18 protein-coding genes are annotated in these 17,124 nt (G+C 61.4%); 10 read left to right on the forward strand and 8 right to left on the reverse strand.

Annotated elements, in window-relative coordinates; translation table 11 throughout:
- The 4 genes from GTP46_RS24650 to GTP46_RS24665 all read right to left on the reverse strand — a co-directional run bounded on the left by GTP46_RS24650 (position 1) and on the right by GTP46_RS24665 (position 5,030).
- Positions 1 to 360 carry a DUF1304 domain-containing protein gene (locus tag GTP46_RS24650; protein ID WP_161009277.1) on the reverse strand — a complete coding sequence of 120 codons (360 nt, stop codon included), beginning with the start codon at positions 358 to 360 and terminating at the stop codon, positions 1 to 3.
- Between the two features lie 21 nt (positions 361 to 381).
- On the reverse strand, positions 382 to 1,323 hold the full coding sequence (locus GTP46_RS24655) for a M14 family metallopeptidase (RefSeq protein WP_161009278.1): 942 nt from the start codon (positions 1,321 to 1,323) through the stop codon (positions 382 to 384).
- A 66-nt stretch (positions 1,324 to 1,389) separates the two neighbouring features.
- The gene (locus GTP46_RS24660; RefSeq protein WP_161009279.1) at positions 1,390 to 1,764 is read right to left on the reverse strand and encodes a DP-EP family protein; all 375 of its coding nucleotides are present in this window, start codon (positions 1,762 to 1,764) and stop codon (positions 1,390 to 1,392) included.
- On the reverse strand, positions 1,761 to 5,030 hold the full coding sequence (locus tag GTP46_RS24665; RefSeq protein WP_161009280.1) for an nSTAND1 domain-containing NTPase: 3,270 nt from the start codon (positions 5,028 to 5,030) through the stop codon (positions 1,761 to 1,763). Before GTP46_RS24665 ends, GTP46_RS24660 begins: the two co-directional genes overlap by 4 nt.
- Before the next feature lie 149 nt (positions 5,031 to 5,179).
- Between GTP46_RS24665 and GTP46_RS24670 the strand changes: the two genes are divergently transcribed.
- Both GTP46_RS24670 and GTP46_RS24675 read left to right on the forward strand, forming a co-directional pair.
- On the forward strand, positions 5,180 to 5,797 hold the full coding sequence (locus tag GTP46_RS24670) for a glycoside hydrolase domain-containing protein (RefSeq protein ID WP_161009281.1): 618 nt from the start codon (positions 5,180 to 5,182) through the stop codon (positions 5,795 to 5,797).
- Positions 5,794 to 6,117, forward strand: coding sequence for a hypothetical protein (locus GTP46_RS24675; RefSeq protein ID WP_229259081.1), 324 nt, complete (start codon positions 5,794 to 5,796; stop codon positions 6,115 to 6,117). Before GTP46_RS24670 ends, GTP46_RS24675 begins: the two co-directional genes overlap by 4 nt.
- Here GTP46_RS24675 and GTP46_RS24680 read toward each other — a convergent pair.
- Positions 6,080 to 6,544, reverse strand: coding sequence for a hypothetical protein (locus tag GTP46_RS24680; RefSeq protein WP_161009282.1), 465 nt, complete (start codon positions 6,542 to 6,544; stop codon positions 6,080 to 6,082). The two genes, GTP46_RS24675 and GTP46_RS24680, sit on opposite strands and share 38 nt — an antisense overlap.
- A gap of 101 nt (positions 6,545 to 6,645) precedes the next feature.
- Between GTP46_RS24680 and GTP46_RS24685 the strand changes: the two genes are divergently transcribed.
- Together GTP46_RS24685 and GTP46_RS24690 are read left to right on the forward strand one after the other, a co-directional pair.
- Positions 6,646 to 7,074: a hypothetical protein gene (locus GTP46_RS24685; RefSeq protein WP_161009283.1), complete on the forward strand. Its 429-nt coding sequence runs from the start codon at positions 6,646 to 6,648 to the stop codon at positions 7,072 to 7,074.
- Positions 7,071 to 7,271: a hypothetical protein gene (locus tag GTP46_RS24690; RefSeq protein ID WP_161009284.1), complete on the forward strand. Its 201-nt coding sequence runs from the start codon at positions 7,071 to 7,073 to the stop codon at positions 7,269 to 7,271. The genes GTP46_RS24685 and GTP46_RS24690 overlap by 4 nt, the downstream gene beginning before the upstream one ends.
- A gap of 123 nt (positions 7,272 to 7,394) precedes the next feature.
- Here GTP46_RS24690 and GTP46_RS24695 read toward each other — a convergent pair whose 3' ends face one another.
- Positions 7,395 to 8,264 (reverse strand): pirin family protein, encoded by an 870-nt coding sequence (locus GTP46_RS24695; RefSeq protein WP_161009285.1) that lies wholly within the window; start codon positions 8,262 to 8,264, stop codon positions 7,395 to 7,397.
- A gap of 14 nt (positions 8,265 to 8,278) precedes the next feature.
- The gene (locus GTP46_RS24700; protein ID WP_161009286.1) at positions 8,279 to 8,878 is read right to left on the reverse strand and encodes an FMN-dependent NADH-azoreductase; all 600 of its coding nucleotides are present in this window, start codon (positions 8,876 to 8,878) and stop codon (positions 8,279 to 8,281) included.
- A 118-nt stretch (positions 8,879 to 8,996) separates the two neighbouring features.
- Here GTP46_RS24700 and GTP46_RS24705 point away from each other — a divergent pair, with 118 nt between their 5' ends.
- A complete protein-coding gene (locus GTP46_RS24705; RefSeq protein WP_161009287.1) occupies positions 8,997 to 9,908 on the forward strand; it encodes a LysR family transcriptional regulator in 912 nt (303 codons plus the stop codon).
- On the opposite strand, the gene asd is transcribed toward GTP46_RS24705, so the two are convergent.
- Entirely contained in the window at positions 9,909 to 10,754 is an 846-nt protein-coding gene (gene asd, locus GTP46_RS24710; RefSeq protein ID WP_161009288.1) for an archaetidylserine decarboxylase, read from the reverse strand.
- Positions 10,755 to 10,913: 159 nt separating this feature from the next.
- On the opposite strand from asd, the gene GTP46_RS24715 reads away from it, so the two are divergent.
- The 5 genes from GTP46_RS24715 (at position 10,914) to GTP46_RS24735 (ending at position 17,063) form a co-directional block, all read left to right on the forward strand.
- Positions 10,914 to 13,115, forward strand: a complete 2,202-nt coding sequence (locus GTP46_RS24715) for a TonB-dependent receptor plug domain-containing protein (RefSeq protein ID WP_161009289.1) — start codon at positions 10,914 to 10,916, stop codon at positions 13,113 to 13,115.
- A gap of 18 nt (positions 13,116 to 13,133) precedes the next feature.
- Positions 13,134 to 13,478: a hypothetical protein gene (locus GTP46_RS24720; protein WP_371869749.1), complete on the forward strand. Its 345-nt coding sequence runs from the start codon at positions 13,134 to 13,136 to the stop codon at positions 13,476 to 13,478.
- The gene (locus tag GTP46_RS24725) at positions 13,475 to 15,745 is read left to right on the forward strand and encodes a GAF domain-containing protein (RefSeq protein ID WP_161009290.1); all 2,271 of its coding nucleotides are present in this window, start codon (positions 13,475 to 13,477) and stop codon (positions 15,743 to 15,745) included. The genes GTP46_RS24720 and GTP46_RS24725 overlap by 4 nt, the downstream gene beginning before the upstream one ends.
- Entirely contained in the window at positions 15,746 to 16,663 is a 918-nt protein-coding gene (locus GTP46_RS24730; protein WP_161009291.1) for a LysR family transcriptional regulator, read from the forward strand.
- A gap of 109 nt (positions 16,664 to 16,772) precedes the next feature.
- Positions 16,773 to 17,063 (forward strand): H-NS histone family protein, encoded by a 291-nt coding sequence (locus tag GTP46_RS24735; RefSeq protein WP_161009292.1) that lies wholly within the window; start codon positions 16,773 to 16,775, stop codon positions 17,061 to 17,063.
- Positions 17,064 to 17,124: the final 61 nt, after the last annotated feature.

Consider the following 17,124-nt stretch of genomic DNA (forward strand, 5'->3'; position numbering starts at 1 on the left):
TCAGGCGGCGAAGTGCAGCGCCAGGCCGATCACCGCTGGCAGGGTTTGAATCAGCAGGATCGAGCGCTTGACGGTCACGCCGCCCCACACGCCGGCCACGGCCACGCAAGCCAGGCCGAAGACGGTGAAGGCCGAGCCAATTGCCGCATCCGGATGCGCCAGGCCGATCACCAGTGCAGCCACCAGGAAGCCGTTGTAGCAGCCTTGGTTGGACATGGCCGGTTGCACGATCTCGGCTTTCTCTTTACTCAGCCCGAACACGCGGCGGCCGCGCGAATTGAACAATACGGTTTCCAGCAAAACGATGTACACGTGAAGCAGTGCCACCATGGCGGTGACGATATGCGCAGCCAGCTGCATGTAGAACTCCTTGTTTTAATTTTAGAATGAGGGATTGGCGCGGGTGAGATAGTACCATTCGTTGTTGGCCCCGGCCTCGCTGTCGGGGAACAGGATGCGGCCATCGAACTCGGCCAGCACCGGCGTGCCATCCACGCGGCGGCCGATTTCTTCGCCTTGCCGAACCGGATCGAAGCTGGCCCAGTTGCGGCTGAAGGCATCGGCGGCGTCTTGCTTATCGTAGACCGAGACCATGCTGAGGGCTTCCATTTTTTTCGGCGCGACCGGCTCGGGCGCCGGCGCATCGATCAGTCCGAGGAAGGCGAGGGTGTTGAGGATGGCGCGGTAAGCCACCTCCGGCGCTTGCGGATCGGTGTGCTGGCCGCATTCGAGTGTCAGCGCATAGCCGCCGGTGGTGCGCATGTATTCGGTGGTGCCGACGCCGTAGCGCAGCACAGTTTGCAGTTCGCTGCTGCCGCTCATGCGGCGCTGTACGCCCGCGCCATAAGTCCGCAGCCAGCCGTCGACAAAGCGCCGCACGCCGAGACGGCGCGCCAGCGCGCGCTCTTGCGCTTCATGCTTGAACGGCTCCAACGGACCGTCGTTGTCGCGCGGCCCGACCATGACGAAGGGCTCGCCGCTGCCGCTGAACGAGTGCAGGTCGAGCAGCACCTCATGCTGCGCTAACAAAGGACACAGCCAGTTGGCCACTCGGTCTTCAAAATCTTGCGGATCTGAGTTCGGAAACAGGTTGCGGTTCAGGTTGCGTTCACCGGCGCGCTCCCCCTTGGCATACGCCAGCGGATTGGTGATCGGCACCAGCGTCAGCATGCCGTGACGGATCAGTAGCGCGCCGCTGTCGAGTTCCTGTATCACACGCTGGATCGCCCTGGTGCCGCAAGTCTCGTTGCCATGCACGGCGCCGGTGACGATCAGCCGGATGCCGGCCTGTTGGCCGCTGTATTGAATGGATTTGAATTGCATGTGCTGTTATACCAGCTCGGCGCTGCCGGCGCTATTGCTCAAGGCCGGCAGCGCGGCGGCGGATGCTTAGCTCGGTGGATTGTTAGTAATTTGCGGGTCGTGCGTGAACTCGCTGCCCACCACATTACGCAGTGCGAAATTGAGGGTGATATTAAAGTCGGTGCGCTGGGTGTTGGCGTCGCTGAAGGTCAGCAGCTTGCCGCTGACGCTCACCGATGCCGCGCTCAGCTGAGTGCTGCTGTTAGGGACGACGGTCATTCCGGTAAACACGATGTCATAGCTGCCGCTATCAAAAATCTGGTAGTTGATGACGGTGTCGTGCTCGGTGATGATGGGCGCGACAGGGGCGGTCACAACGTCCCATTGTTTGCCAACGGTCAGGCTGGGTTTGACGGTTACCAAAATATTGACGAAAGGCGTTGATGCAGGAAGGGTGCTCATAAACTCGCTTTCTTAAGTGGGTGGGTGGAAAGATAGTGCAGATAAGCCGCGTCGTGATAGGACATGGCGTCAAGTTGCTTCTTGATGTGGCTGACCTGGTCGCTCTGGTCCAGGCAGGCATGGGCCTTCACCCACGGCGCCAGCAGTTGAAAATCGGCGCTGCCCTGCACCAGTGGGCGCAAAACGGTACGCACCGCTTCGCAGTTTTCCTGCGACTTGGGATCGTTTTGCATTGCGACCAGATCGGCATTGAGCAGCAGCGCGTCGATCATGGCGTCGCGTATGGTGATGTCCGATGGCGTCGCCGCGTTGAGTTGCTTGAGTGTTTCCAGCGTCCCGCGCAAGCTGTCGCCTGCTTGCGCCAGCCGGCGCTGCTGCATTAGCAGGGCGGCTTTGCGCTGCTGGATGACGGCCACCATGACTTGCAGGTTCAGCCGCTTCGGGTCGAGCTTGCCGAGCTCGCCGAATACCTGCTGCAGCTTGTCGAGGCGGCTGAACGATTGTGTCGGTTGCTGTGCCTTGTCGGTATCGATCAGGCGTAGTTCCGCTGCGGCCGTCTTGCGTTGCCAGATGCGATTGCTGGGGTCTTTTTCAACCATGCTTTGCAACAGCGCGTAGGCTTGCTGCGCATCGTGATTGCTGCCGCCCATGTCGCCGCGCGCTTGCTTGAGCTCGGACTGCCGCGACCACACGCCAGCCAGATGGTTGACCCAGAGCGTCTCGTTGGGGTAGGCCGCATGCAGCGATTGCAGCAGCGTCAGCGCGCGTCCGCACAGCGCTTCAGCCTGCACCAGCTGGCCCAGCTGGACTTGCGCACTGGCCTGCCATGACAGGCTGTCGGCCAAATCGGCCGCCAGCTGTTTGTCGGTCGGGGTCTTCTGGTAGGCGCGATTTTTGAGTTCGACGGATTGGGCGAACTCGCTGGCGGCGCGTTTGGTGTCGCTGCGCTGCAGGGCCAGCGTGCCCAGGCTGTTGTGCGCATATGATTGCTCTATCCATCCGCTGACATCGTTGGGTGACAAGGCTGACTGGCGGTCGGCGTGCACCTGGTATTCGTCGAAATACTGCTGGGCCTTGGGCCAGTCCTTGCGGTCATAGTGAATCTGCCCCAGCCAAAAAGCATTTTCGCCAGCGCTTTTCAGCAGGGCGAGGTCGTCTGGCCGCGTGCGTAGTTGGCGCTGCAAAATGGCGCGGCCGGCCAGCAAGGCGGTGCTGGCCCCGGCGGAGTCGGAACGCGCGATGCGCACCTCGGAAATCAGCTGCAGCGATTTGGCCCGTTGCGCCAAGGCGGCATCGCTATCGTTGACGCGCGCCGGATCAGAAAGATAACTCAGGGCGCGGCTGCTGATGCTATCCAGCAAGTCGAGCCGGCTCAGTGGACGCAGTTTGTCGACAAATTCGCCCAGCATATAGCCCATCAAACCTTCCGCTTCCAGCCGGTGCGCCTCGGCCTCGGTCTGAGCCGAGCGGGCGGCGAGGCCGAGGCCAGCTGCCAGTACGGCCAGCCCAGCCACCACGGCCATGATGGTCAGGCGTATGCGCTCGCTACGGCGCTCGCTTTGCAGCGAGGCCTGGATGAATCCCTGTTCCTGCGGCGTGAAGCTGAAGCCGCTCGTGGCCAGCAACTGGCGCGCCTGGTTGGTCTGGGTGCCGGAGGGCAGCAGCATGTCGCGTTTGCTGCCGCTGTCTTGCCAACGCTTGGCCTGGGCGCTGATGCGGCTGCGCACTTGCAGCGCTTGCCGGTGTTCCTCGATCCACGACACCACGCGCGGCCAGCGCCGCAGCAGGGCTTCATGGGCCAGTCCGAAAGCCGGTGCGCCGGCCTGCAAGTCGCTGACGAACAAGTGGGCGTCGACCAGCGCCTGCACCAGTTTGTTTTCGGCTTCGTTGCGCAGCGCCGACCATGGCACGCGGCGCGAGCTGATGGTGGCTTCATCTTCCGCCACCAGCACCAGCTGCGACAGCACGTGGGGCAGGGCCGCGATTTGCGCATGACCCAGCGCCGAGATGACTTGCTCGGCCCGCGCGCCGATCGCGCCTTCCAGCCCGCCCATGGCGCGGAAGGCTGCGTGGCTCAGTTCCCCGTCCGGACTGCGCTGGCGGTACAGCTCCTGCAGGCAGTATTGCAGCAGTGGCAGGCTGTCGGCGCCGGAAAGTGCGGCCTTGCACAGGACTTCGTCTAGGCCTTCGCCATGTTCATCGACGGTGTAGCGCAGTTGCGCCACTTGCGCCGGGTGGCGCACGATCTGGGCAATGTCGGCGCTGCCGGGCGGCGTCAGGTCGAAATGGCCGCCGCTTAATTTCAGGTTCATCAGCGCCGGGTAGGCCGCCAGCTGCGGATAAAAATCGTTGCGGCAGGCCAGCACCAGCTGCACGCTGCCGCAGCGGGCCAGCTGGTCCAGTACGCTGATGAAGACGGCCCGCTCTGCATCTGTAATGTGCGGCAGCCTGAACACGGCTTCAAAGCGGTCGATGAACAGCAGCAGCTGGATGGCCGGCAGCTGGCGCTGCAGCTGCTCGATCAACAGCGGCAAGTCGTGCGCCAGGCGCTGGGCCAGCGCGGCGGCGCTGCTGTTTTCAAATAGCAGGCGCTCGCCGATTTCCGCATCGAGCAGCACGCTGGCCAGCGTTTCGAGCAGGCCGGACTGGCCCATGTCGGCGCAATCGAGCTGCACGTGGGCACTGATCGCGATACCGGACTCGGCCGGTGCGGCACCGCTCTTCAGTGCCGGGATCAGCCCGGCCTGCACCAGCGAAGTCTTGCCGGCGCCGGACGGGCCCAGCACCAGCACCATCGCGCAGGCGGCCTGGGCCTGTGCCACCACCACTTGCACCAGCTGGTCCACGCTGAGTTTGCGGCCGAAGAAAATGGCCGCGTGCTGTTCTTCAAACGCTTCCAGCCCGCGGAAGGGCGAGGCGTGCAGCCAGCTGCCCTGGCTGACTTCATCGTCGTAGCTGAGCTCGGCCAGCAGGCGGTAGCCGCGCTTGCGGATAGTTTCGATGTAGCGCGGTTCGGTGGCTGAATCGTCCAGCGCGCGGCGCAGTTGGGTGATGATTTTGTGGATGGCGTTGTCGCTCGGCGAGACCTCGCCCCAGCAGGCTTCCAGCAACGTTTCGGCCGAAATCACCACGTGCGGGTGGCGGCAAAGATACAGCAGCACGTCCATAGCCCGCGGTTCCAGCTGCCGGTTGAGCACCCCGCAGCTGAGCGTATTGGTGGCTGGATCGACGCGCCACTGGCCAAAACGAAAACTCTTGTGCTTCATCCTGCCTCGAATAATTCTATTCTAATCAATGGCTTATGTTTCGGAAGGTTTTCGGAAGGCCGGATAGTCGGCGCTCCGATAAAGTTATTCCAAGGAAAATACTAACATTATCTCGTTACAAATAGTTAAACAATGACCACGGAGTTTCAATGACTGTTTTGACCGGCGTAAAAGCACCTTTTGAACTGACCCAGTACGCCATCGCGATCAAGCAGCAGGGGATAGATTTTGTCATTCGTCATTACAGCCACCAGTCGGGCAAGAGTTTGTCGCTGGCCGAAGCGCGCGCCCTGACCGACGCCGGGCTGCAAATCGGCGTGTTGTGGGAGGGGCCGGATGTGCAGCTTGGCTACTACAGCCGGGCGCAGGGATGCGCCGATGGTGCGGCAGCCTATTTAATGGCGCAGTCGGTGATTGCCCAGCCGTCCGGCTCGGTAATTTATTTTGCCGTGCCGGATGCGGCCGGGGCGGACGGCGCGGCCAGCCGTTATTTCGAGGGCGTCAACCAGGCTTTTCGCGCCGCCGCGCCGGGCGAGCGCCAATACCAGGTTGGCGTGGTTGGCTCCGGCGCCAGTTGTGCGGCGCTGCTGGCGCTGGGTTTGGCCAAAGTCAGCTGGCTGGCCGACGACAGCGACCTGGCCTATGGTGGTTACAGCCTGCGCCAGCAGAGCGGGGTGGCGCTGCCGGTCGATGATGGGCAGTCGATCCGGGTCGGCATGGTGCGCAACAGCCCTGAGCGCCCTGCAGGCTTGTTCCGGGTGCTATGACGATGAATATCTGTTTTACCGAAACACCGTCGCGCAAAACGGTCAAGCCCGCGCGTACGGTGTTCCTGAATAATACCGGGCAGGATGTGACGCTGAAATTCGTTACCGCGCCGGACTTGCTGCTTTCCGCGTACACCATTAGCAACGGCGTCAGCGCGGCGATCGACCGCATCCAGCTGGGGCCGGCGGAATTTTTTTCCTGCCATAGCCAGAACGTGGCGATCCCCGGCGACTGTACGGCGGTGCTGAGCGTCGCCAACAGCGTGCTGACCATGACGATTTCTAGTTCATCTCAATCACATCAAACGGTGATTGGGTAGCGCCGAGGAAGGCCATCACTGCGCGGGCACGGTCGCCGGGATCGTGGCCACGGGTGGAGTCGACCACGCTGCGCAGGCCGGGGATGATCTCGGCGATGTGTGGACTCTCGTACGCCTGCACCAGCAGCGCGGCCAGTTCGGTGGCGCGGCCGCGGTTATTGCGCATGCGTTCCTCCAGCACCGCCAGCAGCGCGCGCTGCATGCGCGGCGTCGGATTATCGATATAGCTGAATACCAGCGGCGTATTGCTGATCGCCTCACATAAACGGCGTTCAATATCATCCGGCTTCACATCGGAAGCGATATCGAAATACGCGCCATTCCAGCGCGTGCGCTCGTACGGGTGGCCGGGCGGGAACGAATCGGCCGTCTCAAAACCAAGGATGTGGCTCAGGCGGCGCAGCCATTTAATCAGGGTGGGTATCATCCCTGCATTTTATCCGTTCGCTAGAGAAGTGCGCTGGCTCAATGCCAGTAACGTATACTTTGTATACGCTTTTATAACGTCGAATGTTATAGGAGAGGATCATGGCATCTGATTTTTATAAGTACTTCAAAGAGAATATGGACAGTTTGGGCTTGGACTGTCCAGAAACGCTGTTTGCTACCAAGGGTACCGCGATTAACACGGCCGCGACGATTTTATCGGCGATCCAGCAGCATGGTTCCAAGGTTACGGTGGCTGAATTGGTCGGTGCGGGGACTGGGTTGGAAAAGCTGCTTTATCTCGGTGCCTTGCGTGCGTCGTTTTACGTCGGCGCTGTTATTGGCAGCATTGCGGTGGCGACGGGGCGATCGCTGGCCGGCGGTACGTCGCTATCGGACGTGCTGATGTCTGCTCGCGGCAATAATTTGCATCGTCCCTGGCTTGCTGGTGTTTTGACTCGTTGGCCCGGAATCTATCGGCCGGAAGTGAACTCGCGAAAACTCTATCGCCAATCCTGGAGCAGGCCATGAAGGACCAGCTCGCGCTGCTCTTGTGCGGTTGCATTTCCGCGGCGCTGGCGTGGGCTTCGTGGCACTGGTGGAGCGATTACATCTCCTTTGCAGTGTTGGTGATTTTGTTGCTGGCCTATGCCGTCGACAATTTTAAATTGCGCAAGCAGGTGCGAAATTTATTGGCGGAGCGCGAGCGGCATTTGCGGGAACGGTGATCGCCAGCGATATCGCCGATCGGCGGCTGACTGCGCGATGTCATGGAAAGCACCAACTGCTGCCCATTCACACAGCCTCAAACGGCAGCCGCAGACATCGCGTGTCTGCGGCTGTTACGACTTTTACGCCTGGGCTTCTTCACCCAGTTTGCCGGCGCGGAAATCCTCCACTGCGGCGAAGATTTCTGCCTGTGTGTTCATCACGAACGGGCCGTATTGTGCAATCGGCTCGTTCAGCGGCTGGCCGGCGATCAGGATAAAGCGGCTCGCCTCATCCGCCGTGACGATCACGCCGTCAGTGCCCTTGGTGTTGGCAAGGATCGCCATGCGGCCCGACGCCACAGCCTTGCCATCCACGGTCACTGAACCACGATAAGTGAAGATGAACGCGTTGTGACCTTCCGGCAGCTGCTGGCTGAAGCTCGCGCCGGCCGGCAGGTTGACGTCGATGTACAGCGGTTCGGTGACTTCGCGCTGCACCGCGCCGTCCACACCGTGGCTACGGCCTGCGATTACCTTGACCTTGGCGCCTGCTGCGGTTTCGAACACCGGCACATCTTCGCCGTTGAAATCGCGGTACCACGGATCGCGCATCTTGTCCTTGGCCGGCAGGTTAAGCCACAGCTGGAAGCCTTCCATCACGCCGTCTTCCTGCTCCGGCATTTCGGAGTGGATCACGCCACGGCCTGCGGTCATCCACTGCACACCGCCGTTGGTCAGCAAGCCTTCGTTGCCGGCGCTGTCCTTGTGGCGCATGCGGCCTTCGATCATGTAGGTCACCGTTTCAAAGCCGCGATGCGGATGGCTAGGGAAACCGGCGATGTAATCGTTGGCCTGGTCGCTGCCGAAGTTATCCAGCATCAGGAACGGGTCGAGGCGGCGTTGCAGCGTTTGGGTCAGGACACGGTTGATCTTCACGCCCGCGCCGTCCATGACGGCTTGGCCGGTGATGATGCGTTCTACGCTGCGTGCGGTGTTTACTTGATCGGTCATGTCCTTCTCCTTGTTTAAACCAGAATTGCGTTGATGTCGGCTTCTGCTTGCGCCTGTGCTTTGGCGACGGCTTCCGGACCCATGCCCAGGCCTTCAGCGAACACGTACTGCACATCGGTCAGGCCCACGAAGTTCAGGAACATCTTGATGTGCGCCAGCTGGGTGTCGGTAGGACCGTCACGGTGCATGCCGCCACGCGACAGGGTCACGTAGACTTTTTTACCGGTCAGCAGGCCGATTGGGCCGGTTGCGCCGTACTTGAAGGTGACACCGGCGCGGGCAATCGCGTCGAACCAGCTTTTCAGCTGGGCGGTGATGCCGAAGTTGTAGGTCGGCGCGCCGATCACGATCACGTCGGCCGCTTGCACTTGGGCGATCAGGGCATCGTCCAGGGCCACACGGGCGGCTTGTTCGGCGCTGCGCTGGTCAGCCGGGGTGAACAGGGCTTGCAGTGCAGGCTCGTCCAGCACTGGGTGCGGATCGGCGGCCAGGTCGCGGCGGGTCAGGGCAGCGCCAGCGTTGGCGGCGACGAGTTTGGCGACCAGGGCATCGGCCAGGCGGGTCGATTCGGAACCGGTGCTACGGGCGCTGGAATTGATTTGCAGGATGTTCATGGTCTTACTCCTTCGTGTCTGGTTGAGTGCTGCGTCGATGGAGTAACTTTAATCGTTTCAAATACAATGCGGAAGCCGCTAAAATGGATAACATTAATCCACCAATGGAACAATGGACATGGAAATTGATCCCGGCGATCTACTTTTGTTTGCCCGCATCGTCGAATGCGGCAGTTTCAGCCTGGCGGCGGAGCGCGTGCAGCTGCCGAAGTCCACGGTTTCGCGCCGCATCACGCTGCTGGAGGGCAAGCTGGGCGAACGCCTGCTCCAGCGCACCACGCGCAAGCTGGTGTTGACCGAGTTCGGCGCCAGCCTGCTGGAACACGCGCGCAAGGTGGCCGACGAGACCGAGGCAGCCGGCGCGCTGGCCCAGCACCGGCAGGGCGCGCCGAGCGGCTTGCTGCGAGTGTCGATGCCGGCCGACTTCGCCAACGTGGGGATGAGCGCGATACTGGCGGAGTTCATGGACCGCTATCCAGCCATTTCGGTGGAACTGGATTTATCGCCGCGCCGGGTGGATTTGGTGGCGGAAGGTTTCGATCTGGCCATCCGCATGGGCAACCTGCCGGACGACGCCACACTGGCGGCACGGCGCATCACCTTCAGTTCGCTGGCGCTGTACGCCTCGCCCAGGTACACCAACTTCCGTGGTCTGCCCGAGCATCCAGACGACTTGTTCAAGCATGATTTGCTGAGCCTGCCGCCGCGATTGAACGGCATGATCCGCTGGCACCTGCTGCGCGGAAAAACGTCGTGGGAACGCGAGCTGCCGGTGCGTCTGCTGGCCAACTCGCCGGAACTGCTGGTGCGGATGGCGGCCACCGGCATCGGCATTGGCGCCTCGACTGAGGCGATTGCGCGGCCGTATGTGCAAACGGGGGAGTTGGTGCGGGTGCTGCCCGAGTGGGGCTTCCCAGAGGTGACGGGCTGGGCGGTGTTCCCGGGACGGCGGCTGATGCCGGCCAAGACCCGGGTCTTCATCGATGCGCTGGAAGCGGCCTTTGCGACCGGCCGTCCGGCGGGGATGTGATTACTTCAGCTGGGCCATTTCCTCGCCCAGTTGGACTGGGCCGGCCGGCTGCCAGGCCGGATTGAACTTCAGCACATCCTTCTGGAACAGCATCACCACGGTGGAGCCAAGCAGGAAGCGGCCCAGTTCATCGCCTTTTTTCAGCACGATGTTCTGGTCGGCGTAGCGCCATTCGGTCACTTGCGGCAGGCGCGGCGGATTGACCACGCCGTGCCATACCGTCGCCATGCTGCCGACGATGGTGGCGCCGACCAGCGTCATCACGAACGGGCCTTGGGCGGTATCGAACACACAGACCACGCGTTCGTTGCGGGCGAACAGGCCGGGAATGCCGCGCGCGGTGGTCGGGTTGACCGAGAACAGCTCGCCCGGCACGTAGATCATGCGGGTCAGCTTGCCGTCGATCGGCATGTGGATGCGGTGATAGTCGCGCGGGCTCAGGTAGAGGTTGGCGAAGCTGCCGTTGTTGAATTGCGCGGCCAGGGTGGCGTCGCCGCCGACCAGTGCGGTGGTGCTGAATTGGTGGCCCTTGGCCTGGAAAATCTGGTCGTCTTCGATATCGCCGAACTGGCTGATGCGGCCGTCGACCGGGCAGACGTAGGCGGCGTTGGCCAGCGGGCGGGCGTCCGGGCGCAGGGCGCGGGTGAAGAATTCGTTAAACGTCTTGTAATTGGCGATATTTGGATCGAGCGCCTCGTCCATATTGACGTTATAGCGCCCGACGAACCAGCGGATCAAACCAGTCGTGTATTTGCCGGCCTTGGCGCCAGCAACACGGCCAGCGAAATTGGTCAGCGCGCTCTTCGGGAGCAAATATTGCGGCAAAACGGCAAGACGATCGGACACGATAGCAAATCCATACAAATTAACGATCGTGCATTATAGCGTCCCACTCCGGGGTCAGGTCCTCCATTTCAGCATGAGCTCGTGTAGAAATGGGGGACCTGACCCCGGAGTTGCGGCATAATGGCGGCACTTACTCATCCTACAACTTGCCAAATTCGTATGACGCCGATTCGTGTGATGCCTGTCGCTGTGCTTTCCGTTTTTGTTGCCGCCGGAGCGGCGGGTGCCGAGCCGGAGCAGCCTAAGCAGGAAGAAATCCAGAAGGTAGAGATCAAAAGCTCCGCTGCCAAATATGATGCGCGCCGCGATGATACCGCTAGCAAGACGGTGGTCAGCAGCGAGGAAATCCAGAAATATGGCGATACCTCGGTCAATGATGTGCTGAAACGCCTGCCGGGAATTACCGTCGGCGGAGCGGCGGGCCGCAGCGGAGGCGAGATCCGCATGCGCGGCCTTGGCGCCGGCTACACCCAGATTCTGATCAATGGCGAGCGCGCGCCAGCCGGCTTTTCCATCGATACACTGGCTCCGGATGTGATCGAACGCATCGAGGTGCTGCGCGCTGCCAGCGCCGAATTCAGCACTCAGTCCATCGCCGGCACCATCAATATTGTGCTGAAGAAGTCGCTGAAGCCGGCCCAGCGCGAACTCAAGGTGAGCTACGCCAAGGGCGAGAAATCCAACACGCCAAGCGCCAGCTTGCAGATGTCGGATAAGCAGGGTAGCACTTCGTATTCTTTCGGCGCCAACGCCTGGCACTTCAGCTATGGCCGTATAACGCCGACCTGGGAAACCGGCGAGGACGCCAACGGCGTGCCCAACCTATCACGCGCCTCGACTTGGCAAGACCGCGGCCACGGTGACGGTTTCAACCTCTCGCCACGCATCAACTGGTTGTTGGACAACGGCGACACGGTCACCTCGCAAACCTTCTTCAACTGGAACCGTTTCGGCAGCAGCAGCCACGGCCGCACAGAGACCGCGTTTGGCGCGCCGCCGGACTACGACCGCACCGACAACACCTACAGCAACCACAACGTCTTCGGCCGCACCGACCTGAACTGGGTACACAAGCTGGCGGACGGCGCCAAGCTGGACCTGAAGATGGCCGTCAGCGATGCCCACAACAGCGCCGATTCGCTGCAACTGGCGGGCAGCAACGGCCAGCCGGCCACCTTGCTCCGTACCGTAACCTCGGCCACGACCGAACAGGGCTTCAGCACCCAGGGCAAGTTCTCGACGCCGTACGTCTTCCGCAAGCCGGCCGACGGCGAGCCGGAAGCCACCGAGCACGCACTGGCGATGGGCTGGGACGCCGGTGTCACCCAGCGCGACGATACCCGCATTCAGCACGATGCCGACTTGCCGGGCAGTTCGCCGATCAACAGCGATGAAGGTTTTACGGCCAAGGTTACGCGGCTGGCGCTGTACGGCCAGGACGAGTGGAACATCACGCCGCGCTGGTCGATCTACACCGGCCTGCGCTGGGAAGGCCTGGACACGCGCGCCGACGGCGGCAGCATCGATGCCGTGCAAAACCGTTCCAGCGTCTTCAGCCCCCTGATGCAAACGCTGATCAAGCTGCCCAACAAAAAAGACCAGGTCCGTCTGGCGCTGACCCGCACCTATAAAGCGCCATCCACCGCCGCCCTGATCCCACGTAAATTCACCTCGACCAATAACAGCCCGACCGAGCCTGACCGTCGCGGCAATCCCAACCTCAAGCCGGAACTGGCGCTGGGGTTGGACGCCTCGATCGAGCATTACTGGGGCGACGGCGGCCTGCTGAGCGCCAGCGCCTCCATGCGCCGGATCGACAACTACACCCACCAAGGCCTGTTCTACGAAGATCAGCGCTGGTTCTCGACCGCCATCAACGACGGCCGCGCTGAAACCCGCGGCATCGAGCTGGAAGCCAAGCTGCCGGCGCGCGCGCTGGTCGACCACGCGCCCAACCTTGACCTGCGCGCCAGCGTCAGCCGCAACTGGTCGCGGGTGGACTCCGTGCCGGGCCCGGACAACCGCCTCGACCAGCAAGTGCCGCTCAGCGCCACCCTTGGCATCGACTACAAAACGCCTGACGGCCAGATGAGTACCGGCAGCAATTTCAGCTTCCGCAACGGCGGCCTCGCGCGCCTGAGTGGCACGCAGGGCGGCTACACCTCGGTGCGCCGCGATCTTGACGTCTATGCCCTGTGGAAGCTCGACCACCAGAACAACCTGCGGGTGGCGGTGTCCAATCTGTTGGCCCAGGATTACACCACCGAAAGCTTGTACAACGACGCCAACGGTTCGCTCAACCGCATGACTGTGGCAGGGGGTGAAACCCAGCTGCGCGTAACGGTAGAGACCCGCTTCTGAGGGTGGTATGATGCTCTGGTGAAAAAACCGGACGCCTCCGATATTCCCCAGCCCGACGAAGCCAGCCTTCGCCTGGCACTGGCCGAGGTGCGCGATTTGCAGCGCACGGTCGCGGCGTTGCGCTCGGAACTGGAATTGGCGCACCAGGAGCGTCAGCGGCAAGTGCAGGATGCGGTCTCTGCTGCGCAAAGCGATATCCTGCAACTGCGCGACACCATCGGCGCACTGCGCACCAGCCTGGAAAAATCCGAGCAGCAGCGCATCGACGCGCTGCAATCGGCGTCCGCCGCCCATCACGCCGAAATCAGCCATTTGCACGATACCGTCAGGGCGCTGCGCACCGTGCTGGAGTCCAAAGCATGACAGCCGGCGACCAGCCCGCGCTCCACGCCCAGCGCAAGCGCTTGCGCCAGGTAGAGCTGCTGCTGGAAGTCTCGCGCCGCATGGCGGCGTATGACACGCTGGATGAAATCCTCACCGCACTGGTCGAGGTCACCACCGAAGAACTGGATGCTGAACGCGGCACGCTCTTCCTCAACGATGCCGAAACCGGCGAATTGTTTTCCCGTGTCGCGCAGGGCAATATCCAGCGCGAGATCCGCTTCCTCAACCACACCGGTATTGCCGGCCACGTGTTCACCACCGGCGAGGCGGTGATCATTGCCGATGCCTACGCCGATGCGCGCTTCAACCGCTCCATTGACGAGCAGACTGGCTTTGTCACCCGCACCATTTTGTGCGTGCCGATCAAGACCGTGAAGGGCGAGATCATCGGCGTGTCGCAAACGCTGAACAAGCGGCGCGGCAAATTCACCCGCAGCGATTTGCAATTGCTGGAGGCACTCACCACGCAAGGCACGCTGGCGCTGCAAAGCGCGCGCTTCCTCGAAAGCATGAAGAAGATCCGGCGCCAGGAGATGGAGTTCATCGACGTGGTGTCCGAAGTCACGGCCGATATCAAGCTCGGCTCGCTGCTGCAAAAGGTGATGGGCGAGGCCACGCGCCTGCTCAACGCCGAGCGCTCGACGCTGTTCCTCAACGACGAGAAGACCAGCGAGCTGTGGTCGGAGGTAGGGCAGGGCCTGGAGTCGCTGCAAATCCGCCTGCCCAACAACGCCGGTATTGCGGGCGCGGTGTTCACGTCCGGGAAGACCATCAACATCCCGTACGCGTATGCCGACTTGCGCTTCAATCCGGCATTCGACAAGAAGACTGGCTATTTCACCCGCTCGATTCTGTGCGTGCCGATTGTGAACAAGGCCGGCAAGATCATCGGCGTGACCCAGGTGCTGAACAAGCGCGGCGGCCCGTTCAGTGCGGAAGATGAATCGCGGCTGCGCGCCTTCACCGCGCAAATTTCAATCGCGCTGGAGAATGCCAAGCTGTTTGCCGACGTTCAGCAAATCAAGAACTACAACGAGGCCATGCTGGAGTCCATGTCCAACGGCGTGATGACACTGGACAGCCAGGAGAAAATCGTCACCTGTAATGAGGCCGGGCTGCGCATCCTGCGTGCCAGGGGGATGGGCATTGTCGGCCAGCAGGCGGCAGAGTTTTTCGGCGTCGCCAACACGTGGATCATGGACCGGCTGCGGCAGGTGGAAGTCAACGAAGAAGCCGAGCACCTGATGGATGTGGAACTGGTGCTGGGCGACGAAACGCGCTCAGTCAACCTCAGCGTGCAGCCGCTGCTGTCGATGGAGAAAAAGCGCATCGGCTGGATGCTGATGATCGAGGACATTTCCAGCGAAAAGCGCCTGCGCTCCACTATGTCACGCTACATGGACCCCGGCATCGCCGACCAGATGGTGGCCAATGGCGCTGAAATGCTGGGCGGGAAAAACGTGCCGGCGACCGTGCTGTTCTCGGACATCCGCAGCTTCACCACCATCACCGAGCAGTTCGGCGCGCAGGGCACGGTGACCATGCTCAACGAGTACTTCACGCTGATGGTCGACTGCATCCAGCGCGAAGAGGGCATGCTGGACAAGTTCATCGGCGACGCCATCATGGCCGCGTTCGGCATCCCGGTCAGCCACGAGGACGACCCGGACCGCGCCGTGCGCACCGCCATCGCCATGGTCAACGAGCTGCGCATCTGGAACCTGGTGCGGGCGGGCGAGGGCAAGCCGCCGGTGGAGATCGGCATCGGGCTGAATACCGACCAGGTGGTGTCGGGGAATATCGGCTCCAAGAAACGCATGGATTACACCATCATCGGCGACGGCGTGAACCTGGCGGCGCGGCTGGAATCGGCCTGCAAGCAGTACGGCGCGCGCATCCTGATCAGCGAATTCACCTACCGGGCACTGCGCGGCACCTACCGCACACGCGAGGTCGACATCGTGGTGGTGAAGGGCAAGACCAAGCCGGTGTCGATTTACGAAGTGCTCGACTATCACACCGAAGAAAGCTACCCCTCCTTGCAGGAAGCGATGGGCCTGTTCCGCAACGGCCTGCAGAGTTACCGCAAGCGCAGCTGGACTGCCGCTTGCAAGCTGTTCGAAGAGGTGATGGTGCTGAATCCGCGCGACCAGGTAGCGGAACTCTACGTGGAGCGCTGCCGTCACATGGCGGTCAATCCGCCCTCGGCCGATTGGGACGGCACGTTTATCATGGAATCGAAGTGAATGAAGATACCCCGGAGTACGCTGGAACAATGGCAGGTGCTGCAAGCGATCGTGGAATGCGGCGGCTACGCGCAGGCGGCGGAGGCGCTGCACCGCAGCCAGTCCTCGGTCAGCTACATGGTGGCCAAGCTGCAGGAGCAACTGGGCGTGGAGCTGCTGGAGATCGATGGCCGCCGCGCCAGGCTGACCAAGAACGGCGAGGCGCTGCTGGCCAAGGCGCGCGAGCTGCTGGGTGATGCCTTCCAGTTGGAGCAACTGGCCGGCAGCCTGGTCGAGGGCTGGGAGCCGCAAGTCAGCATCGCGGTCGACAGCTTGTTCCCGGTCGAGCTGCTGGTGCAGGTGCTGCGCGATTTTGAGCCGTGGGCCAAGCACACGCGGGTCAACCTGGAAGAAACGATTTTGTCAGGCTCCGAGGATGCGCTGATTGAAAAACGCGTCGACCTGGCCATTGTCAGCAGCATACCCCAGGGTTTTCTCGGCGATGTGCTGATGGATATTGAATTCGTCGCCGTGGCCCACCCATGTCATCCGCTGCACGCGCTGGGGCGGGAATTGGAAACCGACGATTTAAGCCGCAACCTGCATATTGTGGTGCGCGATTCCGGCACCCTGAATCCGCGCGATCATGGCTGGTGGTTAAATAGCAGCCAGCGCTGGACCGTCACCAGTCCGCATACGCGGATGGAAATGATTTGTAATGGAATCGGCTTTGGCTGGCTGGCCGAACACAAAATTCAAAATCAATTAGAGCAAGGATTGCTCAAGCCTTTGCCATTGCGCGTGGGGCAGCGGCGCAAACTGTCTTTATCGCTGGTGGTGACCAATCCCGAATTAGCTGGGCCCGCCACTTGTCGCTTGGCTAATTTAATCAGAAAAGTGGTGGTGGATGGAATACAGCGGCGGCCTTTGTGCGAATGAGTTGTGGAAAATATTCATTTTTATGGTTATATTGGGATATAGCTAGAGTACAGCTACTAAGTTATGGTAAATTGCGGCTGTTAAATAACCCTCGTACGAAGGAATTAAGATGACGACTTACCAGGAATACAAAGCGAAGATCGCTGAACTGGAAAATCTGGCCGAATCCGCCCGTAAAAATGAAGTTACTCAGGCGAAAGAGAAAGTTTTCGCGATCATGCGCGAATACGGCTTGACCGTTGCGGATCTGGGCGGCGTAGCCAAGGTGAAAACGTCGAAACCGCGTGCTCCGGTGCCAACCAAGTACCGTGATGACGCCACCGGCGAGACCTGGACCGGACGTGGCCGCGCGCCAAAATGGCTCGAAGGCAAGAACAAAGACGATTATTTGATTAAGTAATTCCTGTTCTATGCCGGGTAAGCGGGGTTTATATTGAAGCGCATTCGTGTTGCTGTTTTAT

Source organism: Duganella flavida (assembly GCF_009857445.1).
In the GTDB taxonomy this organism is placed as follows: domain Bacteria; phylum Pseudomonadota; class Gammaproteobacteria; order Burkholderiales; family Burkholderiaceae_D; genus Rugamonas; species Rugamonas flavida.